General features: G+C 72.0%; 24 protein-coding genes. 13 read left to right on the top strand and 11 right to left on the bottom strand.

What is annotated here, in order from left to right; all coding sequences use genetic code 11:
* The 4 genes from AB0E02_RS30830 to AB0E02_RS30845 all read right to left on the bottom strand — a co-directional run.
* Positions 1 to 524, bottom strand: a 524-nt coding sequence (locus tag AB0E02_RS30830; RefSeq protein WP_362145273.1) for a TIM barrel protein, incomplete at its 3' end; no start/stop codon positions are given.
* Between the two features lie 155 nt (positions 525 to 679).
* The gene (gene gcl / locus AB0E02_RS30835; RefSeq protein WP_362145276.1) at positions 680 to 2,461 is read right to left on the bottom strand and encodes a glyoxylate carboligase; all 1,782 of its coding nucleotides are present in this window, start codon (positions 2,459 to 2,461) and stop codon (positions 680 to 682) included.
* A 264-nt stretch (positions 2,462 to 2,725) separates the two neighbouring features.
* Positions 2,726 to 3,334: a hypothetical protein gene (locus AB0E02_RS30840; RefSeq protein ID WP_362145278.1), complete on the bottom strand. Its 609-nt coding sequence runs from the start codon at positions 3,332 to 3,334 to the stop codon at positions 2,726 to 2,728.
* Positions 3,335 to 3,482: 148 nt separating this feature from the next.
* Positions 3,483 to 4,709 carry an acyl-CoA dehydrogenase family protein gene (locus AB0E02_RS30845; RefSeq protein WP_362145282.1) on the bottom strand — a complete coding sequence of 409 codons (1,227 nt, stop codon included), beginning with the start codon at positions 4,707 to 4,709 and terminating at the stop codon, positions 3,483 to 3,485.
* Between the two features lie 159 nt (positions 4,710 to 4,868).
* Between AB0E02_RS30845 and AB0E02_RS30850 the strand changes: the two genes are divergently transcribed.
* Positions 4,869 to 5,516: a TetR/AcrR family transcriptional regulator gene (locus AB0E02_RS30850; RefSeq protein ID WP_261954205.1), complete on the top strand. Its 648-nt coding sequence runs from the start codon at positions 4,869 to 4,871 to the stop codon at positions 5,514 to 5,516.
* Between the two features lie 65 nt (positions 5,517 to 5,581).
* Here AB0E02_RS30850 and def read toward each other — a convergent pair whose 3' ends face one another.
* On the bottom strand, positions 5,582 to 6,142 hold the full coding sequence (gene def, locus AB0E02_RS30855) for a peptide deformylase (protein ID WP_362145287.1): 561 nt from the start codon (positions 6,140 to 6,142) through the stop codon (positions 5,582 to 5,584).
* Positions 6,143 to 6,324: 182 nt separating this feature from the next.
* Between def and AB0E02_RS30860 the strand changes: the two genes are divergently transcribed.
* The 5 genes from AB0E02_RS30860 to AB0E02_RS30880 all read left to right on the top strand — a co-directional run bounded on the left by AB0E02_RS30860 (position 6,325) and on the right by AB0E02_RS30880 (position 10,890).
* On the top strand, positions 6,325 to 7,563 hold the full coding sequence (locus tag AB0E02_RS30860) for a MurT ligase domain-containing protein (protein WP_030414636.1): 1,239 nt from the start codon (positions 6,325 to 6,327) through the stop codon (positions 7,561 to 7,563).
* 38 nt (positions 7,564 to 7,601) lie between these two features.
* Positions 7,602 to 8,330, top strand: coding sequence for a glutamine amidotransferase (locus AB0E02_RS30865; protein WP_030414635.1), 729 nt, complete (start codon positions 7,602 to 7,604; stop codon positions 8,328 to 8,330).
* A gap of 162 nt (positions 8,331 to 8,492) precedes the next feature.
* Positions 8,493 to 9,518: a 6-phosphofructokinase gene (locus AB0E02_RS30870; RefSeq protein WP_030414634.1), complete on the top strand. Its 1,026-nt coding sequence runs from the start codon at positions 8,493 to 8,495 to the stop codon at positions 9,516 to 9,518.
* A gap of 138 nt (positions 9,519 to 9,656) precedes the next feature.
* On the top strand, positions 9,657 to 10,616 hold the full coding sequence (locus tag AB0E02_RS30875) for a cytochrome c oxidase assembly protein (protein ID WP_362145292.1): 960 nt from the start codon (positions 9,657 to 9,659) through the stop codon (positions 10,614 to 10,616).
* Positions 10,617 to 10,731: 115 nt separating this feature from the next.
* Positions 10,732 to 10,890, top strand: a complete 159-nt coding sequence (locus AB0E02_RS30880; RefSeq protein ID WP_030414632.1) for a hypothetical protein — start codon at positions 10,732 to 10,734, stop codon at positions 10,888 to 10,890.
* Positions 10,891 to 10,896: 6 nt separating this feature from the next.
* Here AB0E02_RS30880 and AB0E02_RS30885 read toward each other — a convergent pair whose 3' ends face one another.
* Both AB0E02_RS30885 and AB0E02_RS30890 read right to left on the bottom strand, forming a co-directional pair.
* Positions 10,897 to 11,331 carry an SSI family serine proteinase inhibitor gene (locus AB0E02_RS30885; protein ID WP_362145296.1) on the bottom strand — a complete coding sequence of 145 codons (435 nt, stop codon included), beginning with the start codon at positions 11,329 to 11,331 and terminating at the stop codon, positions 10,897 to 10,899.
* 269 nt (positions 11,332 to 11,600) lie between these two features.
* Positions 11,601 to 12,272, bottom strand: a complete 672-nt coding sequence (locus AB0E02_RS30890) for a hypothetical protein (RefSeq protein WP_362145299.1) — start codon at positions 12,270 to 12,272, stop codon at positions 11,601 to 11,603.
* A 213-nt stretch (positions 12,273 to 12,485) separates the two neighbouring features.
* On the opposite strand from AB0E02_RS30890, the gene AB0E02_RS30895 reads away from it, so the two are divergent.
* The 3 genes from AB0E02_RS30895 (at position 12,486) to AB0E02_RS30905 (ending at position 14,358) form a co-directional block, all read left to right on the top strand.
* Complete coding sequence (locus tag AB0E02_RS30895) at positions 12,486 to 13,220, top strand: lysophospholipid acyltransferase family protein (protein ID WP_362145302.1); 735 nt, start codon at positions 12,486 to 12,488, stop codon at positions 13,218 to 13,220.
* A 92-nt stretch (positions 13,221 to 13,312) separates the two neighbouring features.
* Entirely contained in the window at positions 13,313 to 14,140 is an 828-nt protein-coding gene (locus AB0E02_RS30900; RefSeq protein WP_362145305.1) for a TIGR02452 family protein, read from the top strand.
* 26 nt (positions 14,141 to 14,166) lie between these two features.
* On the top strand, positions 14,167 to 14,358 hold the full coding sequence (locus AB0E02_RS30905; protein WP_362145308.1) for a hypothetical protein: 192 nt from the start codon (positions 14,167 to 14,169) through the stop codon (positions 14,356 to 14,358).
* Positions 14,359 to 14,440: 82 nt separating this feature from the next.
* Here AB0E02_RS30905 and AB0E02_RS30910 read toward each other — a convergent pair whose 3' ends face one another.
* A complete protein-coding gene (locus tag AB0E02_RS30910; RefSeq protein ID WP_362145311.1) occupies positions 14,441 to 16,081 on the bottom strand; it encodes an alpha/beta hydrolase in 1,641 nt (546 codons plus the stop codon).
* A 558-nt stretch (positions 16,082 to 16,639) separates the two neighbouring features.
* Here AB0E02_RS30910 and AB0E02_RS30915 point away from each other — a divergent pair.
* From AB0E02_RS30915 to AB0E02_RS30930, 4 genes are all read left to right on the top strand, one after another.
* Positions 16,640 to 17,023 carry a hypothetical protein gene (locus AB0E02_RS30915; protein WP_362145314.1) on the top strand — a complete coding sequence of 128 codons (384 nt, stop codon included), beginning with the start codon at positions 16,640 to 16,642 and terminating at the stop codon, positions 17,021 to 17,023.
* A 44-nt stretch (positions 17,024 to 17,067) separates the two neighbouring features.
* The gene (locus AB0E02_RS30920) at positions 17,068 to 17,910 is read left to right on the top strand and encodes a hypothetical protein (protein WP_362145316.1); all 843 of its coding nucleotides are present in this window, start codon (positions 17,068 to 17,070) and stop codon (positions 17,908 to 17,910) included.
* A gap of 70 nt (positions 17,911 to 17,980) precedes the next feature.
* The gene (locus AB0E02_RS30925; protein ID WP_362145319.1) at positions 17,981 to 18,361 is read left to right on the top strand and encodes a roadblock/LC7 domain-containing protein; all 381 of its coding nucleotides are present in this window, start codon (positions 17,981 to 17,983) and stop codon (positions 18,359 to 18,361) included.
* 75 nt (positions 18,362 to 18,436) lie between these two features.
* Positions 18,437 to 18,811, top strand: a complete 375-nt coding sequence (locus tag AB0E02_RS30930) for a hypothetical protein (protein WP_362145322.1) — start codon at positions 18,437 to 18,439, stop codon at positions 18,809 to 18,811.
* Positions 18,812 to 18,814: 3 nt separating this feature from the next.
* Here AB0E02_RS30930 and AB0E02_RS30935 read toward each other — a convergent pair whose 3' ends face one another.
* The 3 genes from AB0E02_RS30935 to AB0E02_RS30945 all read right to left on the bottom strand — a co-directional run bounded on the left by AB0E02_RS30935 (position 18,815) and on the right by AB0E02_RS30945 (position 21,103).
* On the bottom strand, positions 18,815 to 19,672 hold the full coding sequence (locus AB0E02_RS30935) for an urease accessory protein UreD (protein WP_362145325.1): 858 nt from the start codon (positions 19,670 to 19,672) through the stop codon (positions 18,815 to 18,817).
* Positions 19,669 to 20,364, bottom strand: coding sequence for an urease accessory protein UreG (gene ureG, locus AB0E02_RS30940; protein ID WP_362145439.1), 696 nt, complete (start codon positions 20,362 to 20,364; stop codon positions 19,669 to 19,671). The genes AB0E02_RS30935 and ureG overlap by 4 nt, the downstream gene beginning before the upstream one ends.
* A gap of 64 nt (positions 20,365 to 20,428) precedes the next feature.
* Positions 20,429 to 21,103: an urease accessory UreF family protein gene (locus AB0E02_RS30945; protein ID WP_362145328.1), complete on the bottom strand. Its 675-nt coding sequence runs from the start codon at positions 21,101 to 21,103 to the stop codon at positions 20,429 to 20,431.
* Positions 21,104 to 21,114: the final 11 nt, after the last annotated feature.

A 21,114-nucleotide genomic window follows, 5' to 3' on the forward strand; every position in this document is an offset into this window, starting at 1 on the left:
TCGATGGCCTTGGGCGCCGAGACGATCGGGCACTTCGGCGACTCGGGTGCATTGAGCGCCTCGATCAGCAGCGTCCCACCGACCTCACCGACCGCTCGCGCGGCGTACACCAGGTTCTCCAATGCCAGCGCATCCTGCTCGGCCGCATCCACGCCCTCGACGCGGTTGCCGTACAGGGCGTTGAAGGTCGTGCAGCCCAGCGAGCGGGCGAACTCGATGGCCACCGGCACATTCGCCCGGAACTTCTCCGACTCCTCCCCCGGAATCGACAGCGCACCACGATCCGGCCCCGGCAGCTGACCGGCGTAGAAGTTCAGCCCCACCAGCTGCGTACCGGCCTCGGTCAGCGCCGTCCGCAGCGCGGCCAGCTCCGCCTCGTCCGGAACCGGGGCGTCCACCCACGGCCACCACAGCTCCACCGCCGTGAAACCCGCCGCCCGCGCGGCCGCCGGCCGCTCCAGCAACGGAAGCTCGGTGAACAGGATCGACAGATTGACGTTGAAGCGCGTGTCCGTGAAACCCATGAGGGCCGGCGCTCCTTCCGGATAGCGGATTTTTGTTTCTGCATTACGGTATGCCCGTGCTACGGGATGGTGACGAGGCCGGGCGCGCCGGTCAAGAGCGCGCCCGGTTCGCCTCCGGATCCGGCCCGGCGGCGGAACGCCGGGCCGGTCCGGCGTCAGGACTTGAGCGGCTTGATCGCGGTGGGGGCGTGCCCCGGCTCGGTCGCGATCTCTTCCCACTCGTTGACGCTGGCGATGTCGCTGCCGCTCATCGAGATGTTGGTGATCCGCTCCAGGACGGCCTCGACGACGACCGGGACGCGGTACTCGGCGGCCAGCTTCTTGGCCTCCTCGAAGGCGGCGCCCAGCTCGTTCGGGTCGGTGACCCGGATGGCCTTGCAGCCCAGCCCCTCGGCGACCTTGACGTGGTCCACGCCGTAGACACCGATCTCCGGCGAGTTGATGTTCTCGAACTCCAGGTTGACCTGGAAGTTGATGTCCAGGTTGCGCTGCGCCTGCCGGATCAGGCCCAGGTACGCGTTGTTCACCAGGACGTGGACGTAGGGGATCTTGTGCTGGGCGCCGACCGCCAGCTCCTCGATCATGAACTGGAAGTCGTAGTCACCGGAGAGGGCGACCACCGGAGACTCGGGGTCGGCGGTGGCGACGCCCAGCGCGGCCGGGATGGTCCAGCCGAGCGGGCCGGCCTGGCCGCAGTTGATCCAGTGGCGCGGCTTGTAGACGTGCAGCATCTGCGCGCCGGCGATCTGGGACAGGCCGATGGTGGTGACGTAGCGGGTCTCCGGGCCGAAGGCCTTGTTCATCTCCTCGTAGACGCGCTGCGGCTTCATCGGGATGTTGTCGAAGTGCGTACGGCGCTGCAGCTGGGCCTTGCGTTCCTGGGTGGAGGCGGCCCACTCGCCGCGGTCGGGCAGCTTGCCCGCGGCCTTGAGCTCCTTGGCCACCTCGACGAACAGCTCCAGCGCGGCCTTGGCGTCCGAGGCGATGCCGTAGTCCGGGGCGAAGATCTTGCCGATCTGGGTGGGCTCGATGTCGACGTGGACGAACTTGCGGCCCTGGGTGTAGACGTCCAGCTTGCCGGTGTGGCGGTTGGCCCAGCGGTTGCCGATGCCCAGGACGAAGTCCGACTCCAGGAAGTTGGCGTTGCCGTAGCGGTGCGAGGTCTGCAGACCGACCATGCCGGCGTTCAACTCGTGGTCGTCGGCGAGGATGCCCCAGCCCATCAGGGTCGGGATGACCGGGATGCCGGTCAGCTCGGCGAACTCGACCAGCAGGTCGGCGGCGTCGGCGTTGATGATGCCGCCACCGGCGACGATCAGCGGGCGCTCCGACTCGTTGAGCAGCGCGAGGGCCTTCTCGATCTGCGCGCGGGTCGCGGTCGGCTTGAAGGCCGGCAGCGGCTCGTAGGTCTCCGGATCGAAGTCGATCTCGGTGAGCTGGACGTCGATCGGCAGGTCGATCAGGACCGGGCCGGGACGGCCGGAACGCATCAGGTGGAAGGCCTGCTGGAAGACGCCGGGGACCTGGGCGGCCTCCATGACGGTGGTCGCGGCCTTGGTGACGGGCTTGGCGATCGAGGCGATGTCGACGGCCTGGAAGTCCTCCTTCTGGATCACCGCGGTCGGCGCCTGGCCGGTGATGCAGAGGATCGGGATGGAGTCACCGATCGCGGAGTAGAGGCCGGTGATCATGTCCGTGCCGGCCGGGCCGGAGGTGCCGATGCAGACGCCGATGTTGCCCGGGTGGGTCCGGGTGTAGCCCTCGGCCATGTGCGAGGCGCCCTCGACGTGACGGGCCAGCGTGTGGTCGATCCCGCCGGCGCCCTTGAGCGCGGCGTAGAAGGGGTTGATCGCGGCGCCCGGCACTCCGAAGGCGTTGGTCACGCCCTCACGCTTGAGGATCTCCACCGCGGCGCGGGCGGCTGTCATTCGAGGCATCGCGTACTCCTGCGTCGACCTGTCACGAGCGGACCCCGGCGAGAGCCGGGACACCTGATTCCGTATCGTGGAATCAATGTTTTGCTTTATGGAAGGAAGTTAAAGCGCGACGCACCGGCCGTCAAGGGGCAGCCCCGCCGGCCCGACCGGAAGACCTGCAGCAAGGGGCGTCTTTCGCACCGCACAGCGGGGCGGCCACCGAAACGACGACGCCCCGCCGCGATTGCTCGCGGCGGGGCGTCGGGGTGTCCGGATCAGACCGGACTAGAAGTTGCCGTTGGAGAGGAGCTCCCCCTTGGCGTCATAGATGGTGACCAGACCGTTCTTGGAGTCCTTCCAGTCGGCGAAGGCGCTCGCGATGAGCTTCCCCTCGCTCTGGTGCGGCCCCATGATCCCGCCGGTGAAGTCCGTGTAGACGTCGACCGAGTCGAGGATGTCGTTCTGCTCGTCGGCGCCCTGGACCTTGGTGACGTGCGCGATGGCCGCCTTTTCGTTGGCGGTCCCGTTCTTGTTCACGAACGCCTTGAACCGGTCGGCCTGCGACGCAGGCGCCTTGGGCTTCGCCTCCGGAGCCGCGCTGCGCTTCTCCGGGTCCGAACTCCCCTTCGCCGCAGCGGACTTGGCGTCATCCTTCGCCTGCTGCTCCCGCTTCGGGGCCGCGGCGACCTTGTCCGGCTTGTCGGCCCCGGATGAGGCGCCACCCCCGCTGAGGGCTGCGCCGATGACACCGAGGACGACGAACACGCCCACCGCACCGCCGCACCCGAGACCGATCTTCGCTCCGGTGCTCATCTTCTTCGGCGGCGGGGCGTACATGCCGGGCGGCGGTGGCGGCTGGTGTCCGGGCTGGGCCGGATGCTGCTGATACGTCACGATCCCCCCAAGGTTGTTCCGGGAGGGCGAGAGTAGCGGCTTGTTGAATCCAGAAATAGATGAAGTGAAGAACTTGTGACTTTCCCGTGAAGACGGCGCGGCCCACCCGTCACCGGATGGGCCGCGCCACGCCTACGGAAGTCCGCCGTTACCGGATCGGCATCCCCGACAGCGTCCGGGCGATGACCAGGCGCTGGATCTCGCTGGTGCCCTCGAAGATGGTGTAGATCGCGGCGTCGCGGTGCATGCGCTCCACCGGGTACTCGCGGGTGAAGCCGTTGCCACCGAGGATCTGGATGGCCTGGGCCGTGACCTTCTTGGCGGTCTCACTCGCGAACAGCTTGGACATCGAGCCCTCCGCGGAGGTGAAGGGCTTGCCCGTGGTGGCCATCCAGGAGGCGCGCCAGACGAGGAGGCGGGCCGCGTCGATCTGGGTGCGCATGTCGGCGAGTTGGAAGGCGACGCCCTGGTTGTCGATGATCGGGCGGCCGAACTGCTCGCGGGTGGTGGCGTACTCCAGCGCCTCCTCGTAGGCGGCGCGGGCGGTGCCGACGGCCATGGCGCCGACGGCCGGGCGGGACGCCTCGAACGTCGCCATCGCGGCGTTCTTCACCCTCTCTCCACCCGCCTTGGCCTTCTCGCGGGCCCGGGCGAGGCGCTCGTCGAGCTTGTCCTTGCCGCCGAGCAGGCAGTGGCCGGGCACGCGGACGTCCTCCAGGACGACCTCGGCGGTGTGCGAGGCGCGGATGCCGTGCTTCTTGAACTTCTGGCCCTGGGAAAGGCCGGGGGTGTTCGGCGGGACGATGAAGGAGGCGTGGCCCTTGGAACCCAGCTCGGGGTCGACGACCGCGACGACGACATGCACGTTGGCGATCCCGCCGTTGGTCGCCCAGGTCTTGGTGCCGTTGAGGACCCACTCGTCCTTGGCCTCGTCGTAGACGGCGCGGGTGCGCATCGAGGCGACGTCCGAGCCGGCGTCGGGCTCGGAGGAGCAGAAGGCGGCCACCTTGACGTCGTTGGCGTCGCCGTACATCTGCGGGACCCAGGTGCCGATCTGCTCCTCGGTGCCGTTGGCGAGGACACCGACGGCGGCCAGACCGGTGCCGACGATGGACAGCGCGATGCCCGCATCGCCCCAGAAGAGCTCCTCCATGGTCATCGGGATGCCGAGGCCGGTGGGGTCGAAGAACTGCTGGGCGTAGAAGTCCAGCGAGTACAGGCCGATCTTCGCTGCCTCCTGGATGACGGGCCAGGGGGTCTCCTCGCGCTCGTCCCATTCGGCGGCGGCGGGGCGCACGACGTCCGCGGCGAAGCCGTGAATCCAGTCACGGACTTCCTTCTGCTCGTCGTTGAGCTCCATGGTGAACTCGGCCATGTCCCCTCCAGTGCAGGCATTTCTCGTGTTACTAGCGGTAACGCGAAGTGTGTTACTCGTCAGTAAGCGATGTCAACTCCCCCTGTGCCGGATTACCGGCGAAGATCGGGTGTTACGTTGCGCGAGCGCCACGGAGTCACGAGGGTGGGGAGCACGACCATGGAGAGCACAGACAACAGCGGCCGCCGGCACTCGGCGACCGAGCGCAGACGGCGGGAGCTGCTGGAGGCCGCCGAGCGCATCGTGCTGCGCGACGGCCCGGACGCCTCGATGAACGCCATCGCCGCGGAGGCGGGCATCACCAAGCCGATCCTCTACCGGCACTTCGGCGACAAGGGCGGCCTGTACCGCGCGCTGGCCGTCCGGCACACCGACGCCCTGCTGCTCAACCTGCGCACCGCGCTGGACGCGTCGGTCCTGCGCCGCGACCGGGTCGAGGCCACTCTCGACGCCTATCTGCTCGCGATCGAGGCCCGTCCGCAGGTCTACCGCTTCCTGATGCACCCGGCGGAGGAGAACACCCCGTCGGAGTCCGGTTTCGACGTGGGGCGGCACGCCGCTCCGCTGCTGCGCCGGCTCGGTGAGGAGCTGGCCACCGTGATCATCGAACGCCTCGACCTCGGCCCCGGCGGCGAGGAGCGGGCCCGGGTCTGGGGCCACGGCATCGTCGGCATGATGCACGGCGCCGGCGACTGGTGGCTGCGCGAACGCCCCTGCTCCCGCGAGCAGTTGGTCCAGCACCTGACCGATCTGCTGTGGGGCCAGCTGGCCGCCCTCAAGGACCGCGAGGACAGCCCCGGGTTCTGAGGACGTACGACAGCAGAGGGGACAGAGAGGACAGAGGGCCAGGGGCCGGAGGGGGAGCCGGCCGATCAGCGGCCGGACGGCTCCGGGTCCGCGGCCCACGGCGACCGGGCCGCGGCGCGCAGCACCCGGCGGCGGCGCAGCCCGGTGAGGTGGTCGACGTACAGACCGCCGTCGAGATGGTCGCACTCGTGCTGCAGACAGCGGGCGAAGAAGCCGGTGCCGGTCACCGTGCGCGGCTCGCCGGACGCGCTGAAACCGGTCACCACGGTGCGGTCGTGGCGCGGGGTGCCGGCCTCGATGCCGGGGAGCGAGAGGCACCCCTCGGGCCCGCGGATCACCGGTCCGTCGGTCTCGACGAGCCGGGGGTTGACCAGGTGCCCCAGGTGGCGGCGGTCCTCGTCGTCGGGGCAGTCGTAGACGAAGACCCGCAGCGGAACGCCGATCTGGTTGGCGGCGAGCCCGACGCCGTGCGCGGCGTACATCGTCGCGAACATGTCCTCGATGAGCGCGGCCAGCTCATCGTCGAACGCGGTGACCTCCTGACAGGGCCCGGTCAGGGCCGGATCGCCGAGCAGACGCAGCGGGCGGGGCCGGCCGGAACTGCCGGGGATGGTGCGGAGGCGCATGGGACAAGCGTACGGTCCTGGGCACCGCCGGATGTCGCCGGACGGGTGGCGGGGTTCGGGGCCGCCGCCGGATCTCGATAGGCTGATCCCCGACCGAAGCCTCCGGCCGGTCGTCGGCAGCGGAGGAGGCGTTCCACCGGCAGCCGCACGCCGGGCGCCGGATGCAAGGAGGATCTAGGACGATGGCAGGCAACACGGAGCCGCTGTCGCCGCGGGCCAAGCTGGCCGTGACGGCGGGCAAGGCCGCGGCGGCGGTGTCGCGCGCGGCGGGCCGCGGCAGCGGATCGGTGATCGGTGGCCGGGTGGCGCTGAAGCTCGACCCCGACCTGCTGGCACGGCTCGCCGGGCATCTGGACGTCGTCCTGGTGTCGGCGACCAACGGCAAGACCACGACGACGCGGCTGATCGCCGAGGCGCTGCGGGCCAGCGGCCCGGTGGTCTCCAACGCGCTCGGCGCCAACATGCCGGCCGGCATCACCTCCGCCCTGGCCGGCGGCTCGGACGCCAAGTACGGCGTCATCGAGGTCGACGAGAAGTACCTCGCCGGGGTGGCGCGGGACGTCACGCCGAAGGCCATAGCGCTGTTGAACCTCTCGCGCGACCAGCTCGACCGGGCCGCCGAGACCCGGATGCTGGCGGAGAAGTGGCGCGAGGGCCTGGCCGGCTCCAAGGCCCTGATCGTCGCCAACGCCGACGACCCGCTGATCGTGTGGGCGGCCTCGTCGTCCGCGAACGTGGTGTGGGTCGCGGCCGGCCAGGAGTGGAAGGACGACGCCTGGTCCTGCCCCTCCTGTGGTGGTGTGATGCAGCGGCCGGGCGACGACTGGTTCTGCGCCGAGTGCGGTTTCCGCCGCCCCACGCCCAGCTGGGCGCTCTCCGGCGATCACGTCCTCGACCCGCACGGCAGCGCCTGGCCGATCAAGCTCCAGCTTCCGGGGCGGGCCAACAAGGCCAACGCGACCACCTCCGCGGCGGTCGCCGCCGCCTTCGGGGTGCCGCCGCAGGTGGCCCTGGAGCGGATGTTCTCGGTGCAGGCGGTCGCCGGCCGCTACGACGTGGTCACGTTCCAGCAGCGCGAGCTGCGGCTGCTGCTGGCGAAGAACCCGGCCGGCTGGCTGGAGACGTTCTCGCTGATCGACCCGCCGCCGACCCCGGTGATCATGTCGGTGAACGCCCGCGGCGCGGACGGCACGGACACCTCCTGGCTGTGGGACGTCGACTACACCCGGCTGGCCGGACACCCGATCTTCGTGCTCGGTGACCGCAAGCTGGACCTGGCGGTGCGGCTGGAGGTCGCGGGTCTCGACTTCCAGGTGTGCGAGAGCCTGGACGAGGCGGTGCAGCTGGCGCCGCCCGGCCGCATCGAGGTCATCGCCAACTACACGGCCTTCCAGGACCTGCGCCGCCGGGTGGGCAACTGACCGTGATCCACCCACCTTCACGACAAGGACGAGCAAGCATGAGTGACAACAGCCTGCGCCTGGTGTGGATCTACCCGGACCTGCTGAGCACCTACGGCGACCAGGGCAACGCCCTGGTGGTGGAGCGGCGGGCGCGCCAGCGTGGTCTGGACGTCCAGCGCGTGGACGTACGGTCCGACCAGCAGATCCCCACCTCCGGCGACATCTACCTGATCGGCGGCGGTGAGGACCGGCCGCAGCGGCTGGCCTCCGAGCGGCTGATCCGCGACGGCGGTCTGAGCCGCGCGGTCTCCAACGGCGCGATCGTCTTCTCGGTGTGCGCCGGCTACCAGATCCTGGGCCACGAGTTCATCAACGACCTGGGTGAGCGGCAGCAGGGCCTGGGGCTGCTGGACGTGGTGTCCACCCGCGGTGAGGGCGAGCGCTGCGTCGGTGACGTACTCGCCGACATCGACCCGCAGTTGGGGCTGCCGCCGCTGACCGGCTTCGAGAACCACCAGGGCGTGACGCACCTGGGCGCGACCGCCCGGCCGTTCGCCAAGGTCCGGTTCGGCAAGGGCAACGGTGTCGGCGACGGCTACGAGGGCGCGTACAACGACACCGTCTTCGGCACGTACATGCACGGCCCGGTGATGGCCCGCAACCCGCACATCGCCGACCTGCTGATCAAGCTGGCGCTGGACGTCAACGCACTGCCCCCGGTGGACGACCGCTGGTACGAGGCGCTCCGCCAGGAGCGGATCGCCGCCGCGACCCAGCCCGCCTGAGCAACAGCTGCCTTTTCACGGCTTTTCACGGCTTTTCGTACGCCCGCAGTCCGCACTGCGGGCGTACGTGTGCCCGGGGGCCCCGCGCTTGTAGGGTGAGCGGCATACAACCGGACGACGGGGTCCGGGCCCCCCGGTTACGTTGCAGAGGGTTTTCGAGCAATGCGTATTGGTGTCCTCACCTCCGGCGGCGACTGCCCCGGTCTGAACGCCGTCATCCGCTCCGTCGTCCACCGCGCCACCGCCGACCACGGCGATGAGGTGATCGGCTTCCGCGACGGCTGGAAGGGCCTGCTGGAAGCCGACTACCGCAAGCTCGACCTCGACGCCGTCGGCGGCATCCTGGCCCGCGGCGGCACCATCCTCGGGTCGTCCCGGGTGCAGCCGGCCCATCTGCGCGACGGCGTGGAGCGGGCCCGCGGTCACGTCGCCGAGCTGGGCCTGGACGCGATCATCCCGATCGGCGGCGAGGGCACCCTGAAGGCGGCGCGGCTGCTGTCGGACGCCGGGCTGCCGATCGTCGGCGTACCGAAGACCATCGACAACGACATCGCGGTCACCGACGTCACGTTCGGGTTCGACACCGCGGTGGGCGTCGCCACGGAGGCGCTGGACCGGCTCAAGACGACCGCCGAGTCCCACCAGCGGGTCATGATCGTCGAGGTGATGGGGCGGCACACCGGCTGGATCGCGCTGCACTCCGGCATGGCGGCCGGGGCGCACGCGATCGTGGTGCCGGAGCGTCCCTTCGACATCGACGAGCTCACCGCGCGGGTCTCGGCCCGCTTCGAGGCCGGCAAGAAGTTCGCCATCGTGGTGGTCGCCGAGGGCGCCAAGCCGCGCGAGGGCACCATGTCGTTCGACATCGGCGGCAAGGACATCTACGGGCACGAGCGGTTCGCGGGCGTGGCCCGGCAGCTCTCCGTCGAGCTGGAGAACCGCCTCGGCAAGGAGGCCCGGCCGGTCATCCTCGGCCACGTCCAGCGCGGCGGCACCCCGACCGCGTACGACCGGGTGCTGGCCACCCGCTTCGGCTGGCACGCCGTCGAGGCCGCGCACCGCGGGGAGTTCGGCATGATGACCGCGCTGCGCGGCACGGACATCACGCTGGTCCCGCTGGCCGAGGCCGTGGAGACGCTGAAGACGGTGCCGGCCGCGCGCTACGACGAGGCCGAGTGCGTCCTGTGACCCCGGCCACCGCGCACGGCACCGCCGTCCGCTGCGCACGGTAGTTCCCCGCTGTACGACCCGCCCCCGGCCACGATCACGGCCGGGGGCGGTTCTACGCTTGTCGCCGGAGCATTGGTACGAATCAGGAGCGAGCGGATGCATCACAGCGGGCACGGCATGGACGGCATGCAGATGGATCTACCGCCGTTCACGCTGGGGCGGGGCCTCGCGTTCGGTGGTGATCCGGTCTTCCTCATCGGCTGCCTGCTGGCCCTCGGGCTGTACGGCTGGGCGGTCGTCCGGCTGCGGCGCCGGGGCGATGCCTGGCCGCTCGGCCGGATCGTCGCCTGGGCCCTGGGCGTGCTCACCGTGGCGCTGTCGATGTGCACCCGGCTGAACGACTACGGCATGGTGATGTTCAGCGTGCACATGGTCCAGCACATGATCGTGAGCATGCTGTCGCCGATCCTGCTGCTGCTCGGTGCGCCGGTGACGCTGGCGCTGCGGGCGCTGCCCACCGCCGGGCGCGGCCGCAAGGGGCCGCGGGAGTTGCTGGTGGCGCTGCTGCACAGCCGCTACATGCGGGTCATCACGCACCCCGCCTTCACCATCCCGCTGTTCATCGCGAGCCTCTACGCGCTCTACTTCTCGCCGCTGTTCGACTTCCTGATGGAGTCCCGGGCCGGGCACATCGCGATGATGGTGCACTTCCTCGCGGTCGGCCTGGTCTTCTTCTGGCCGATCATGGGCGTCGACCCGGGGCCGCACCGGCCCGGTTACGTGATGCGGATGCTGGAGCTCTTCGCGGGCATGCCGTTCCACGCCTTCTTCGGCATCGCGCTGATGATGGCCTCCGAGCCGATGGTCGACACCTTCCTGCACCCGCCGGCCTCGCTCGGCATCGAGGCGCTGGCCGACCAGCAGGCCGCCGGCGGCATCGCCTGGGCGTTCAGCGAGATCCCGTCCGTCGTGGTGCTGATCGCGCTGGTCTTCCAGTGGTACAAGTCCGAGGAGCGACAGTCGCAACGCGCCGACCGGGCCGCGGACCGCAACGGCGACCAGGACCTCGCCGACTACAACGCGTACCTCGCCTCGCTCAACGCGCGGGGGCGGTAGGGCGGCAAGCGGGTGGGTCGACCGTCTGGCGGTACGGGCCGCGGCCGGGGACGATGGTCCCATGGCCGCGGCCCGCTGCGTTGCCGGCTCCGGGCTGCCGTGAGGAGGATGCGGGATGCCCGGATCTGTGAGGACGATGGCCGTGTGCACGGTGACCGGCCTGGTGGCCGCCACCGCCTACACCGTGGCGCTGGGCGCCAATGGCTGGCTCTGGTTCTGCTGGGTGATCCTGGCCGTGGTGACGGTCGGGGTGGTGGCGGCCCGGCCGAACTGAGGGCGCTCAGAAGCGGAAGACCGGCCCGGTGGCGGAGTCCAGCGTGCACGCGTTGGGGAATTCCTTGCGCCAGTTCACCGGACCGCCGCGCCAGTTGCCGGTCGCGCTGACGGTGACCGGGTCGTACTGCCGGGTGCAGGCGTGCGGCTCGCCGGGCAGTGCGTCGAAGTCGCCGCGTGCCCAGGTCAGCGCGTCGCAGGCGGCGGCCGCGTGGGGGTGCCGGCCGTAGACGTCCGGGCAGGAGAGCCGCACCCCGCGGATCCAGGTGTCGTGGTCCCCGGAGATGGTCAGCAGCAGTCCCTGGCCGGCGGGCGGCGGTGGTGGTTCGGTGGCGCCGGCCGGGGCGGCGCAGAACGCACCGGCCAGCACGGCGGACACGGTCGCGACCACGGCGGCGGGCACGGCGGCACGCGCGGTGCGGCGTCGGTGGTGCACGGGCATCGGTGCCTCCTGGGGAACGCTGGGGGCTTCAGGCCACCCCGCCGGGCCCCGACACGCAAGCGGCCACGCCGCGAGGTCGCCCGTACAGGGGCCCGTTCCTGAGCCGTTCCGGGCCCCTCGGTCCGGGCCCATCGGTCCGCGCCGGGCCCGTCCGGCACAAGGTGGCCGGTGACGGAGGAGGCGGCTTCCGTCACCGGCCACCGGACCGGAGGGGTTTTCACGAACGGGCTCTCACCCCGGGCTCTCGCCCCGGGGGCGGCCCGCCCGCGCTAGCCCACGCGCTCGATGCGGGCGTGCCGGATCAGGAACTTGCCCTCCTCCCGTACCTGCTCGAACGCGGCGTTGTTGAGCAGCACACAGCTGCCCGACGTCGAGGTGACGGACACCGTCGTCGACTTGTTGTTGTCCAGGTTGGTCACCTTCAGTTTCGTGCCGGCGGGGAACTGGTCGCTGGACGCGGCCGGTGCGCCGCCCTCGCCGGAGAGGGTGACCGTCGAGCCGGGGCAGACCACGTCGCCGCCGGCCGCGGGCGGAGCACCGGACGCGGACGGGTCGGCCGAGGAGGTCGGGTCGGCCGAGGAACCCGGTGGCGCCTCGGAGGCGGGCGGTGCGCTGCTCTGGGGCGGCGCACCGCCCTGGGGTGGCGCACCCGCCTCGGCGCCGCCGCCTCCCCCACTGCAGCCGGCGGCCTGCTGCTTGACCTGGATCTCCTTGATCACCGCCTGTCTGTTGGCGATCCGTGCCGCCGACTGGGCGTCGGGGTGGGCCTGTTGGTCGGCGATGAACTTCTGGTTGTTGCTCAGGGCGGTGGCCAGTCCGTCGCAGGCCACCGACGCCTGGCTGGTGCCGGTCGTGACGATGGCGATACCACCCACCAGCGCCGCGGCGCTCACCGCGACCACGATCTTCTGTCGCCGGGTGACTCTTCTCTTGCGGGACATGCAGGGCTCCTGTCCTCGGCCCGGAAACTGGTCCCGGGCTCGCTCGCCGGTCAGTACGGGAACCCAACTACGGGGTGCTCAGGGCGAGTTGAAAGTTGTCCGGGGATGCCAAATCCGCTGCCGGGCGTCAGCATCGATTCGCGTCAAGGTGGTTACTCCCGGCGGCGGTTGCTCATACACTCACTGCCGCCTCGGCCGCGGAGGGAGCCGCCCGTGTTCTACCAGGTGCTCAAGTACGTCCTGCTGGGACCGCTGTTGCGACTGGTGTTCCGGCCGCGGGTGGAGGGCCTCGAACACGTCCCCGAGGAGGGCGCCGCGATCATCGCCGGCAACCACCTCTCGTTCGCCGACCACTTCGTGATGCCGGCGATCGTGCCGCGCCGGGTGACGTTCCTGGCCAAGTCCGAGTACTTCACCGGACCGGGGCTGAAGGGGCGGCTGACCGCGGCGTTCTTCCGCGGGGTCGGGCAGATCCCGGTGGACCGGTCCGGCGGCCGCGCCTCCCGGGCGGCGATCGCGTCGGGCCTGGCCGTGCTGCGCAAGGGCCGGCTGCTGGGGATCTATCCGGAGGGCACCCGTTCGCACGACGGCCGGCTCTACAAGGGGCGCACCGGGGTCGCCGCGATGGCCCTGCAGGCCGGGGTGCCGGTGATCCCCTGTGCCGTGATCGGCACGTTCGAGGCGCAGCCGACCGGCCGGCGGCTGCCGCGGGCCGTGCGGATCACCATCCGCTTCGGCGCACCGCTGGACTTCTCCCGGTACGCCGGCCTGGCCGACGAGCGCACCGCGCTGCGTGCCGTCACCGACCGGATCATGTACGCGATCCTCGCCCTCTCCGGGCAGGAGTACGTCGACGTGTACGCCACCGAGGCCAAGGCCCAGGGCCGGCCGCACCCGCAGCTGCGCCGCCGGCGCACGACGCCGCGCACCCCGCCCGAAGCCTCCTAGCGTCGCGGCCGGCCGCCCGTTATTCGATCGCGCACCCCACCCCGGGCCCCTACCGTGATCATCATGGTGACGTGGAGAGAAGGGTGCCGTCGATGAGCGCCCGTTTGCGGGGGATGGCGCAGGAGACCGAGCGGATCGTTGCGCAGGGGAGGTACCGGGCGCCGAGCGGGCGGCCGGTGGAGATCGCGGAGCAGGTGGCGCGGGCCCGGGCCGCGACCCGGTTGTACGGGCCGGAGCCGGTCGCGGTGCCGGAGCCCGCGGACGGCGGCCGGGAGACCGTGTTCGAGGTGACGGGGGAAGGGAGCCTGACGGCGGGGCGGCGGCTGGCCGGCAGTGGCGGCGGGCCGGTCGCGGTGCTGAACTTCGCCTCGGCGCGGAATCCCGGTGGTGGCTATCTCAACGGTGCGCAGGCGCAGGAGGAGGCGCTGTGCCGGGGGTCAGCGCTGTACGCGTGCGTGCGCGAGGCACCGGAGTTCTACGCGGCGCACCGGCGCGAGCCGACGCCGTTCTACAGCGACCGGGTGATCCTCTCGCCGGGCGTGCCGGTGTTCCGGGACGATCGCGGATCGCTGCTGGAAGTGCCGTACGAGGCGGGGTTCTTGACGGCGGCGGCGCCGAACGCGGGGGTGATCGCGCGACAGCGGCCGGCCGAGGCGGGGCGGGTGCCGGCGGCGCTGGCCGTGCGGGCGGAGCGGGTGCTGGAGGTCGCGGCGGCCGGCGGGTACCGTCAGCTGGTCCTCGGCGCCTGGGGGTGCGGGGTGTTCCGCAACGAACCCGCCGATGTGGCGCGGGCGTTCGCCGCCCAGCTGCTGGGTGCCGGCCGGTTCGCCGACCGGTTCGGCCGGGTGGTGTTCGCGGTACTGGACCGCCGTACGGACTCCCCCACCAGGGCCGCCTTCGCCGAGGCGTTCGCAGCGTGAGCACGAGGAAGGGAAACGAGGACGGCGTGAGGGAGCACGAGACGTACAGCAAGCTGACCGGGCTGCTGGAGGATCGTGGCACGCTTCCGGTCGATCCGGCGTTGCTGGAGCAGCCGGAGATCTGCTTCAACGCGGCGCGGCTGGACCGCTCGCCGGCGCTGGTGACCGAGGACCGCGTGGCGATCGCGGAGCCGCGGGTGGAGCCGATCGCGGGCTGAGCCGGGCCCGGACACAGGGCGAGGGCGGCCGGGTGGATTCCCGGCCGCCCTCTTCTCCTGCTGGTCCCGGTGGGCTACCGGGCTATCGGACTGCCGGGAGGTCGGCCTTGCCCGCGGCCGCCGCAGTGGCCTTGGCCGGCGAGGCGGCCGGCTTCGGCGTGGCGTGCGGGGCGCAGGTCACGTCCTGGGCGTCGGTCTTCCCCTCCAGGAAGTACGCGTCGACCCGGTCGTTGATGCAGGGGTTGACCTGGCCGGTGACGCCGTGCGAACCGGCGTCCCGCTCGGTGATCAGGCGGGAGCCCGCGAACCGCTTGTGCAGCTCGACGGCGCCGTCGTAGGGCGTCGCCGCGTCACGGGTGCTCTGCACGATGAGCACGCTCGGCAGGCCCTTGCCGGTGCGGACCTCGACCGGACGCTGCTGCTTGACCGGCCAGGTGGCGCAGGGCAGGTTCATCCAGGCGTTGGCCCAGGTCATGAACGGGGCCTGCTGGTGGATGCGGGTGTTGTCGCGGTCCCACTTGCGCCAGCTGGTGGGCCACTTGGTGTCGGTGCACTCGACGGCCGTGTAGACGGCGTTGCCGTTCTCCGCGGCGATGTTGCCCGCGGTGTCCTTGAGGTCGGGACCGGCGTTCTCGATCAGGGGCTTCGGGTCGCCGGCGCGGTAGGCGCTCCAGACCTGCGCGACGGTGGCCCACATCGAGTCGTAGTAGGGCGCGTTCTGGAAGAAGCCGGTGAGCTCGGCCGGGCCGACCACGCCGCCGATGGCGTCCTTCTTGGCGGTGGCGCGCAGCTGCTCCCACGCCGCCTGGACCTTCTCGGGGGTGTCGCCGATGTGGTAGGCGGCGTCGTTCTTGGCGACCCACTTCTTCCAGTCGCCCCAGCGGGTCTCGAAGGCGATGTCCTGGTCGAGGTTGGCCTGATACCAGACGCTCTCGCGGGACGGGTTGACGACGCTGTCGACGAGCATCCGGCGCACATGGCCCGGGAAGAGCGTCGCGTAGACGGCGCCGAGGTACGTGCCGTACGAGACGCCCAGGTAGTTGAGCTTCTTCTCGTGCAGCGCGGCGCGGATCACGTCGATGTCGCGGGCGGTGTTCGCGGTGGTCATGTACGGCAGCAGGGCGCCGCTGCGCTCCTTGCAGCCGTCCGCGTACTCCTTGGCGAGCTTGCGCTGGGCGCGCTTGTCCGCCTCGCTGTCCGGCACCGGGTCGGCCTTCGGGGCCTTGACGAACTCCTGCGGGTCGATGCAGGAGATCGGGGCGGAGTGGCCGACACCGCGCGGGTCGAAGCCGACGAAGTCGTACGCCTTGGCGGTCTTGGCCCACAGCGGGTTCTTGGTGGTGATGCGGGTCGGGAAGCGCATGCCCGAACCGCCCGGTCCACCGGGGTTGTAGAGGAGGGAGCCCTGGCGCTCCTCCTTGCCGCCGGTGCTGACCGCACGGTCGACGGCGATCTTGATGGTGCGGCCGTCGGGCCGGGCGTAGTCGACCGGGACGGTGACGAAACCGCACTGGACGGGCGACTTCAGGCCCCAGTCGGCCGGGCAGTCCTGCCAGTCGATGCCCTTCTTGGCCGCACGCGCGGCGGCGATCTGGACTCCGCGGGCCTCGGCCGAGCCCTTCTTGTGGTGTTCTCCCGCGCTGGCGGGCGTGGCTATCGCGGTGGCGAGGAGAGCCCCGGTCACCAGGGTGCCGGCGGCGCCGAGCACTGCTGATTTCTTCACGTGGTGTGTTCCCCCTGCATGGTGCGCCACTTGTGGCGGCGTTGATCACAGGCCTACGGGGGGATCCTGTCGTCTGCGTGCCCCTCCTGAACAGGTTTGACCCGCAATTCTTTACCAAGCTGTAGGTTTCCGGCCATCAGCGGACCGGGGGTTGGCGGGAGTGGCGCCGGCCGGACGTCGCGACGGAACCCTGTCTTTCCGGCCAAGTGGCGGAAGGGCTGGGCGGGCGGTGTTGCGTCCGGCGCGCAGGGCTGCCTGCGAGTAGCAACTCGTCCTGATGAGACGTCATTTGACGGAGCGACAGGAGCCGGCACCAAGGGGGCCGTAGTGGGTCCCGGGCGGCCGCCCTGCCGGCCGCCGCGGCACCATCGAGGGGCGAGAACGCGTCAATTGCCTTGAACCTGCCCACGAGGCATGTGCCACGCGCACACCTTCAGTAACCTTCCGTGAAGGCTCTTCCACGCAGCGCCACCCGGGAGGGCTTCGGCGTTTCCGCCCCGTCCGGAGCGCCGTCCCGTCGTCCGAGCCGTCGTCCAAGCCTCGCTAAGGAGATCCGAAGTGCCGGGTATCGATCAGGTGTTGGCCCAGGCGATGGGGATCCCGGGGGTGCTGGGGGCCGGACTGATCGACTGGACCAGCGGGCTGACGCTCGGGACGGCCGGCCAGGCGCCGAACGGGGACCACGACGCGGCCGCCGCGGACACCGCCGAGGTCGTCCAGGCGGTGGCGCGCAACGCCACCTTCGACACCGCCGGCGCCACCGCCCCCGCCCTGGAGGACCTGATCATCACGGCCGCCGGCAGCTACCACCTGATCCGTTTCGTGCACACCGCCTTCGACAGCCAGACCTATCTGTACCTCTGGCTGGACCGTAGCCAGGCGAATCTCGCCGTGGCCCGGATACGGCTGCGCGAGCTGGCGGCGGGGCTGGTCGCGTCCTGACGTCCCGGCGCTGCCAGTTCGCACGAACGGTGAGGGAACCAGCCATGGGCCTGCCCCCGTCTCCCCCGCCCGGCCCGGCCGGGCTGCTCGACCGGTGCGCCGCCGAACGCGTCACCGGCGCGCTGCGGGGCCCGCACGGCTGCGTCTACCTGCGCGACGGTGCGGTCACCTGGGTCGAGGGGGCCGCGGCGCCCGGAATCGAGGTGCGGCTCAGCGCGGCGGGGAAGGTTCCGCCGCAGGGCTGGCGGTACGCGGTCGAGACCGCGGGGCCGGCACGGCAGGGCGGCCGGTTCCTGGTCAGCGAGGGCTGGCTGACCCAGGGCGAGCTGGAGATCTGCCATCTCGCCGCCCTGCTCGACGCGGCGTTCTTCGCGCTGCCGCTGCCGCCGGAGACCACGTCCTTCACCCCCGGGACCGGGCACTGGCTGGGTGTCGTACGCCCGATCAGCGCCGGCGACCTCCAGCGGGCGACGGCCCGCCGCCGGGCGCTGCTGGACCGGCTGCGCCCCTGGGCGGCGGTCGACACCCGGCCCGTGGTGCCGGCCGGCCCCGGCGCTCCGGCCGGTACGACGCCGCGGCAGCGACGGCTGCTCGCACATGCCGACGGCCGGCACACCCCCTGCGAACTCGCCCGCGCGCTGGGCCAGTCCGCGTTCCTGACGCTGCTGGACGTCCGCCGGCTGGCCGCGGCCGGGCTGGTCCGGATGCCGCCCGGCGGACTCCCCCGGCGCCGGCCGGGCGCCGCACCGGCGGGGCATCCGCCACCCGGCGCCGGCGGATGCCGCGCCCCCACCTGGCAACCACCGGTGCCGGAACTCCTCGACACCCGGGACCCGGACGTTGCCCTCCTTGTCCGACTGCGTACGGCGCTGGAGGAAAACCTGTGATCCCTTGCCCACGAAGACCGTGCACGGCATGAGGCGCGCCCTCGGAAGGCGGGCCGTGAAAAGGAGACTGATGACGATGGAACCCCGGATACGGGACGAACTGCTGACGCTGCGCGGTCAGGTGCGGCATTTCCAGGGCGGCATGGTCGCGAGCGCGGACGGCATGGTCATCGCGCACGATCTGCCGGACATCGAACCGGACGGGCTGGCGGCGCTGACCGCGGCGGCCATCGGGGTCGCCAAGCGGCTCACCGAGGCGACCGGGCAGGGCGCTTTCGAGGAGTCCCTGACCCGCGGCACGGACGGCTACATCGCCGCCTACTCGGCCGGCCGCCGCGCCGTGCTCACCGCCGTGACCGGCCCGGACACCAATGTGGGCCGGCTGCACCTGCAGGCCAGGCGGGCGGCCGAGCGCATCGGGGCGCTCGTCGACGCGGCCCCGCGCCGGTAGGCAGGCCCGCCGCCCGCCCCCGTAATCCCCCGCACACCGCAACATCTCCACCCATTCGAAAGGTCACCACCCCTCATGGCTCAGATGGAATCCGCCCTCTCCGACGCGATGTCGACCATCGAAGGCGCGATAGGCGTCGCCCTGGTCGACTACACCAGCGGCATGGCGCTGGCCACGCTCGGCGACCACCAGGCCCTGGACCTCAACATCGCTGCGGCCGGCAACACCGATGTCGTCCGCGCCAAGATGCGCACGATGGAGATGCTCGAACTCCAGGGCACCATCGAGGACATGCTCATCACGCTGACCGCGCAGTACCACATCATCCGGCCGGTCACCGGCAAGAGCGGCAGCGGGCTCTTCCTCTATCTGGTGCTGGACCGCAAGCGCGCCAATCTGGCGCTGGCACGCCACCGCCTGGCCCGGCTGGAGGCCGAACTGGAGGTGTGACCCTCAGCCGCCCAGCTCGCGCGCGACCTCGTCCAGGAGGCGGCGCAGTCGCAGCCCGTCCGGGGCGACGGCCGTGGCCAGCGCGCCGGGGCCGGCCAGCGGTGCCAGGATGCCCTGGGCATCCGCCCGTTGGTGACCGGACGGCCGGCCCCGGGGCGGCGGGTCACCGGTCGCGCCGAGCAGCCGCACCTCGGCCGGTGCGTCCTCGAACTCCGGTTTCAGGACCAGGAGTTGACCGACGGCCCGGTGGCCGCCCAGGACGGCCGAGGTGTCCCAGCCGGGGGCGCCGGGGCCGTAGGCGGTCTCCTGGTCGAGCAGGGTGCGTCCGGCACGCCGGACGGTGAGCCGGCTGCGCAGGGCGCCGGTCGGCTCACCGCTGCGGCCGAGGACCTGTTCCTCGCGGAGCACGAGCCGGGCGGTGGCGGCCAGTTCGACGGTCGTGGTCATCCGCAGGTCGCTGCCGGCGGCCGAGATCAGCGGCTCGGGCAGCCAGTCCAGCCGGGCGCCCTCGCCCACCGTGAGGCGTACGTCGTAGTGGGCGGGCTCACCGGTCCGGCCGGGCAGGGCGACGGTGGCCGCGGCGGCCGTGAGGTGCAGGGCGCTGCCGGCCTCGGCGGTGACCTCGATGGCCAGCCGGTCACCGCCGAGCGGGGCGCTCATGGCGCCGACGACGCACACCCGGGCCGGGCCGCCGTGCGCACGGACCCGGCGCAGCGCGAACGGGCCGTCGCCGTCCAGGACGGGCAGCCGGGTGGTGCCGTCGGCGTCGGCGCGGGCGACGATGCGGGCGGTGGCGCGCAGGCCGGCCGGGGACGGTGCGGCGGTCGCCGGCGCGGTCCGCGGCGGAAGGGCGAGCGTCATGCCGGGCCCGCGGTCCAGTCCGCCAGCCGGGCCCGGACCCAGTCCGACACCGGCCGCACGCCGCCCTCCGTCTTCAACGCCGTGAAGGCGACCGGGAGTTCGCCGCGCTGGGCCTTGGCGTCCCGGGCCATGCCCGCCAGGTCGACGCCGACGTACGGGGCGAGGTCGGTCTTGTTGATGACGAGCAGGTCGGCGGTGGTGACGCCGGGGCCGCCCTTGCGCGGGATGTCGTCGCCGCCCGCGACGTCGATGACGAAGATCTGGAAGTCGACCAGGCCCTTGGAGAAGGTGGCGGTGAGGTTGTCGCCGCCGGACTCGACCAGGATGAGGTCGAGCGGGCCGACCGTGTCCTCCAGGTCCTCGACGGCCTCCAGGTTGGCGGAGATGTCGTCGCGGATCGCGGTGTGCGGGCAGGCGCCGGTCTCCACCGCGGAGATCCGCTCGGCGGGCAGCACGGCCTCGCGGAGCAGGAACTCGGCGTCCTCGCGGGTGTAGATGTCGTTGGTGACCACGGCGAGGGACAGCTCGTCGCGCAGGGCGCGGCAGAGCGCGGCGACGGTGGCGGTCTTGCCGGTGCCGACCGGGCCGCCCAGGCCGATGCGCAGCGCCCGGCGGCGTCCGTCCGCCCGTACGGGTGCGGCGGCGCTGTAGGTGTGGCGTTCGGGGAAGGTCTCGTGGTGGTCGAGGTGCATGGTCACTCCGGTGGTTCGTACGGCCGCCGGGGGCGGCGCGGGTGCCGGCCGGGGCCGGACGGGGTCAGGAGGCGAAGAGGCGGACCGGCCAGGCGGCGTGCGCTTCCGCGGTGATGTCGAGCAGCGGGGCGGACGCGGCGGGCAGCGCGTCGGCTCCTTCGGCGGCGGCCCGTTCCCCGGCCGCGGCGCCCTGTTCGGCGATCCGGTCGACGTCGGCGGCCAGGCGGGCGAGCACCGCGGTGGCGTCGAACGGGTCCAGGCTGAGCAGGCGGACGGCGGCGGTGGCCGGGCCGCTGATGCTCTCGTAGGCCACGGCGTACGCGGCGTCCTGCGGCGACAGTCCGGCGGACCGGGCGGCCAGGCCCAGGACGACGGGCTGGTGGGCGCCGCGCGGCCGGGCCGCGGCGAGCGCGTCGAGTGCGGGGTCCGGCCAGGTGGCGCGGGCGGCCCGCATCATCTGCCGGCCGAGCCGCCGGGCGACCTGCCGGAGCGCCGGTACGGGCGTGCGGGCGTCGGCGGCGTCGTCCAGGAGCAGCGGGTCGCAGCCGGCCGCGGCCGCCGCGGCGAGCGCGGCGGCGACCAGGCCCGCGGTGTGCAGCCGGCCCCGGCAGAAGCCCTCCAGGGTGGCGGCGTCCTTGATGTGCCCCGCGGCGACGGCCGGTTCGGCGCCGCCCGAGTGGGCGTGCCCTCCGGCGGGGAACCGGCCGTCGGCGAGGACGAGCAGCGCGGCGCGGCTCATCGGTGGTCCGT

Origin of the sequence: Streptomyces sp. NPDC048196 (assembly GCF_040652715.1) — a bacterium.
Lineage (GTDB): Bacteria > Actinomycetota > Actinomycetes > Streptomycetales > Streptomycetaceae > Streptomyces > Streptomyces siderophoricus.

Coding starts and splice junctions, on each gene's coding strand:
- AB0E02_RS30945 (WP_362145328.1), bottom strand. CDS start 21,103: ATGAGCCGCGCCGCGCTGCTCGTCCTCGCCGACGGCCGGTTCCCCGCC.
- AB0E02_RS30860 (WP_030414636.1), top strand. CDS start 6,325: ATGGCAGGCAACACGGAGCCGCTGTCGCCGCGGGCCAAGCTGGCCGTG.
- AB0E02_RS30875 (WP_362145292.1), top strand. CDS start 9,657: ATGCATCACAGCGGGCACGGCATGGACGGCATGCAGATGGATCTACCG.
- def (WP_362145287.1), bottom strand. CDS start 6,142: ATGCGCCTCCGCACCATCCCCGGCAGTTCCGGCCGGCCCCGCCCGCTG.
- AB0E02_RS30925 (WP_362145319.1), top strand. CDS start 17,981: ATGACGATGGAACCCCGGATACGGGACGAACTGCTGACGCTGCGCGGT.
- AB0E02_RS30900 (WP_362145305.1), top strand. CDS start 13,313: ATGAGCGCCCGTTTGCGGGGGATGGCGCAGGAGACCGAGCGGATCGTT.
- AB0E02_RS30930 (WP_362145322.1), top strand. CDS start 18,437: ATGGCTCAGATGGAATCCGCCCTCTCCGACGCGATGTCGACCATCGAA.
- AB0E02_RS30870 (WP_030414634.1), top strand. CDS start 8,493: ATGCGTATTGGTGTCCTCACCTCCGGCGGCGACTGCCCCGGTCTGAAC.
- AB0E02_RS30885 (WP_362145296.1), bottom strand. CDS start 11,331: ATGCCCGTGCACCACCGACGCCGCACCGCGCGTGCCGCCGTGCCCGCC.
- AB0E02_RS30890 (WP_362145299.1), bottom strand. CDS start 12,272: ATGTCCCGCAAGAGAAGAGTCACCCGGCGACAGAAGATCGTGGTCGCG.
- AB0E02_RS30850 (WP_261954205.1), top strand. CDS start 4,869: ATGGAGAGCACAGACAACAGCGGCCGCCGGCACTCGGCGACCGAGCGC.
- AB0E02_RS30845 (WP_362145282.1), bottom strand. CDS start 4,709: ATGGCCGAGTTCACCATGGAGCTCAACGACGAGCAGAAGGAAGTCCGT.
- AB0E02_RS30865 (WP_030414635.1), top strand. CDS start 7,602: ATGAGTGACAACAGCCTGCGCCTGGTGTGGATCTACCCGGACCTGCTG.
- gcl (WP_362145276.1), bottom strand. CDS start 2,461: ATGCCTCGAATGACAGCCGCCCGCGCCGCGGTGGAGATCCTCAAGCGT.
- AB0E02_RS30920 (WP_362145316.1), top strand. CDS start 17,068: ATGGGCCTGCCCCCGTCTCCCCCGCCCGGCCCGGCCGGGCTGCTCGAC.
- AB0E02_RS30935 (WP_362145325.1), bottom strand. CDS start 19,672: ATGACGCTCGCCCTTCCGCCGCGGACCGCGCCGGCGACCGCCGCACCG.
- AB0E02_RS30880 (WP_030414632.1), top strand. CDS start 10,732: ATGCCCGGATCTGTGAGGACGATGGCCGTGTGCACGGTGACCGGCCTG.
- ureG (WP_362145439.1), bottom strand. CDS start 20,364: ATGCACCTCGACCACCACGAGACCTTCCCCGAACGCCACACCTACAGC.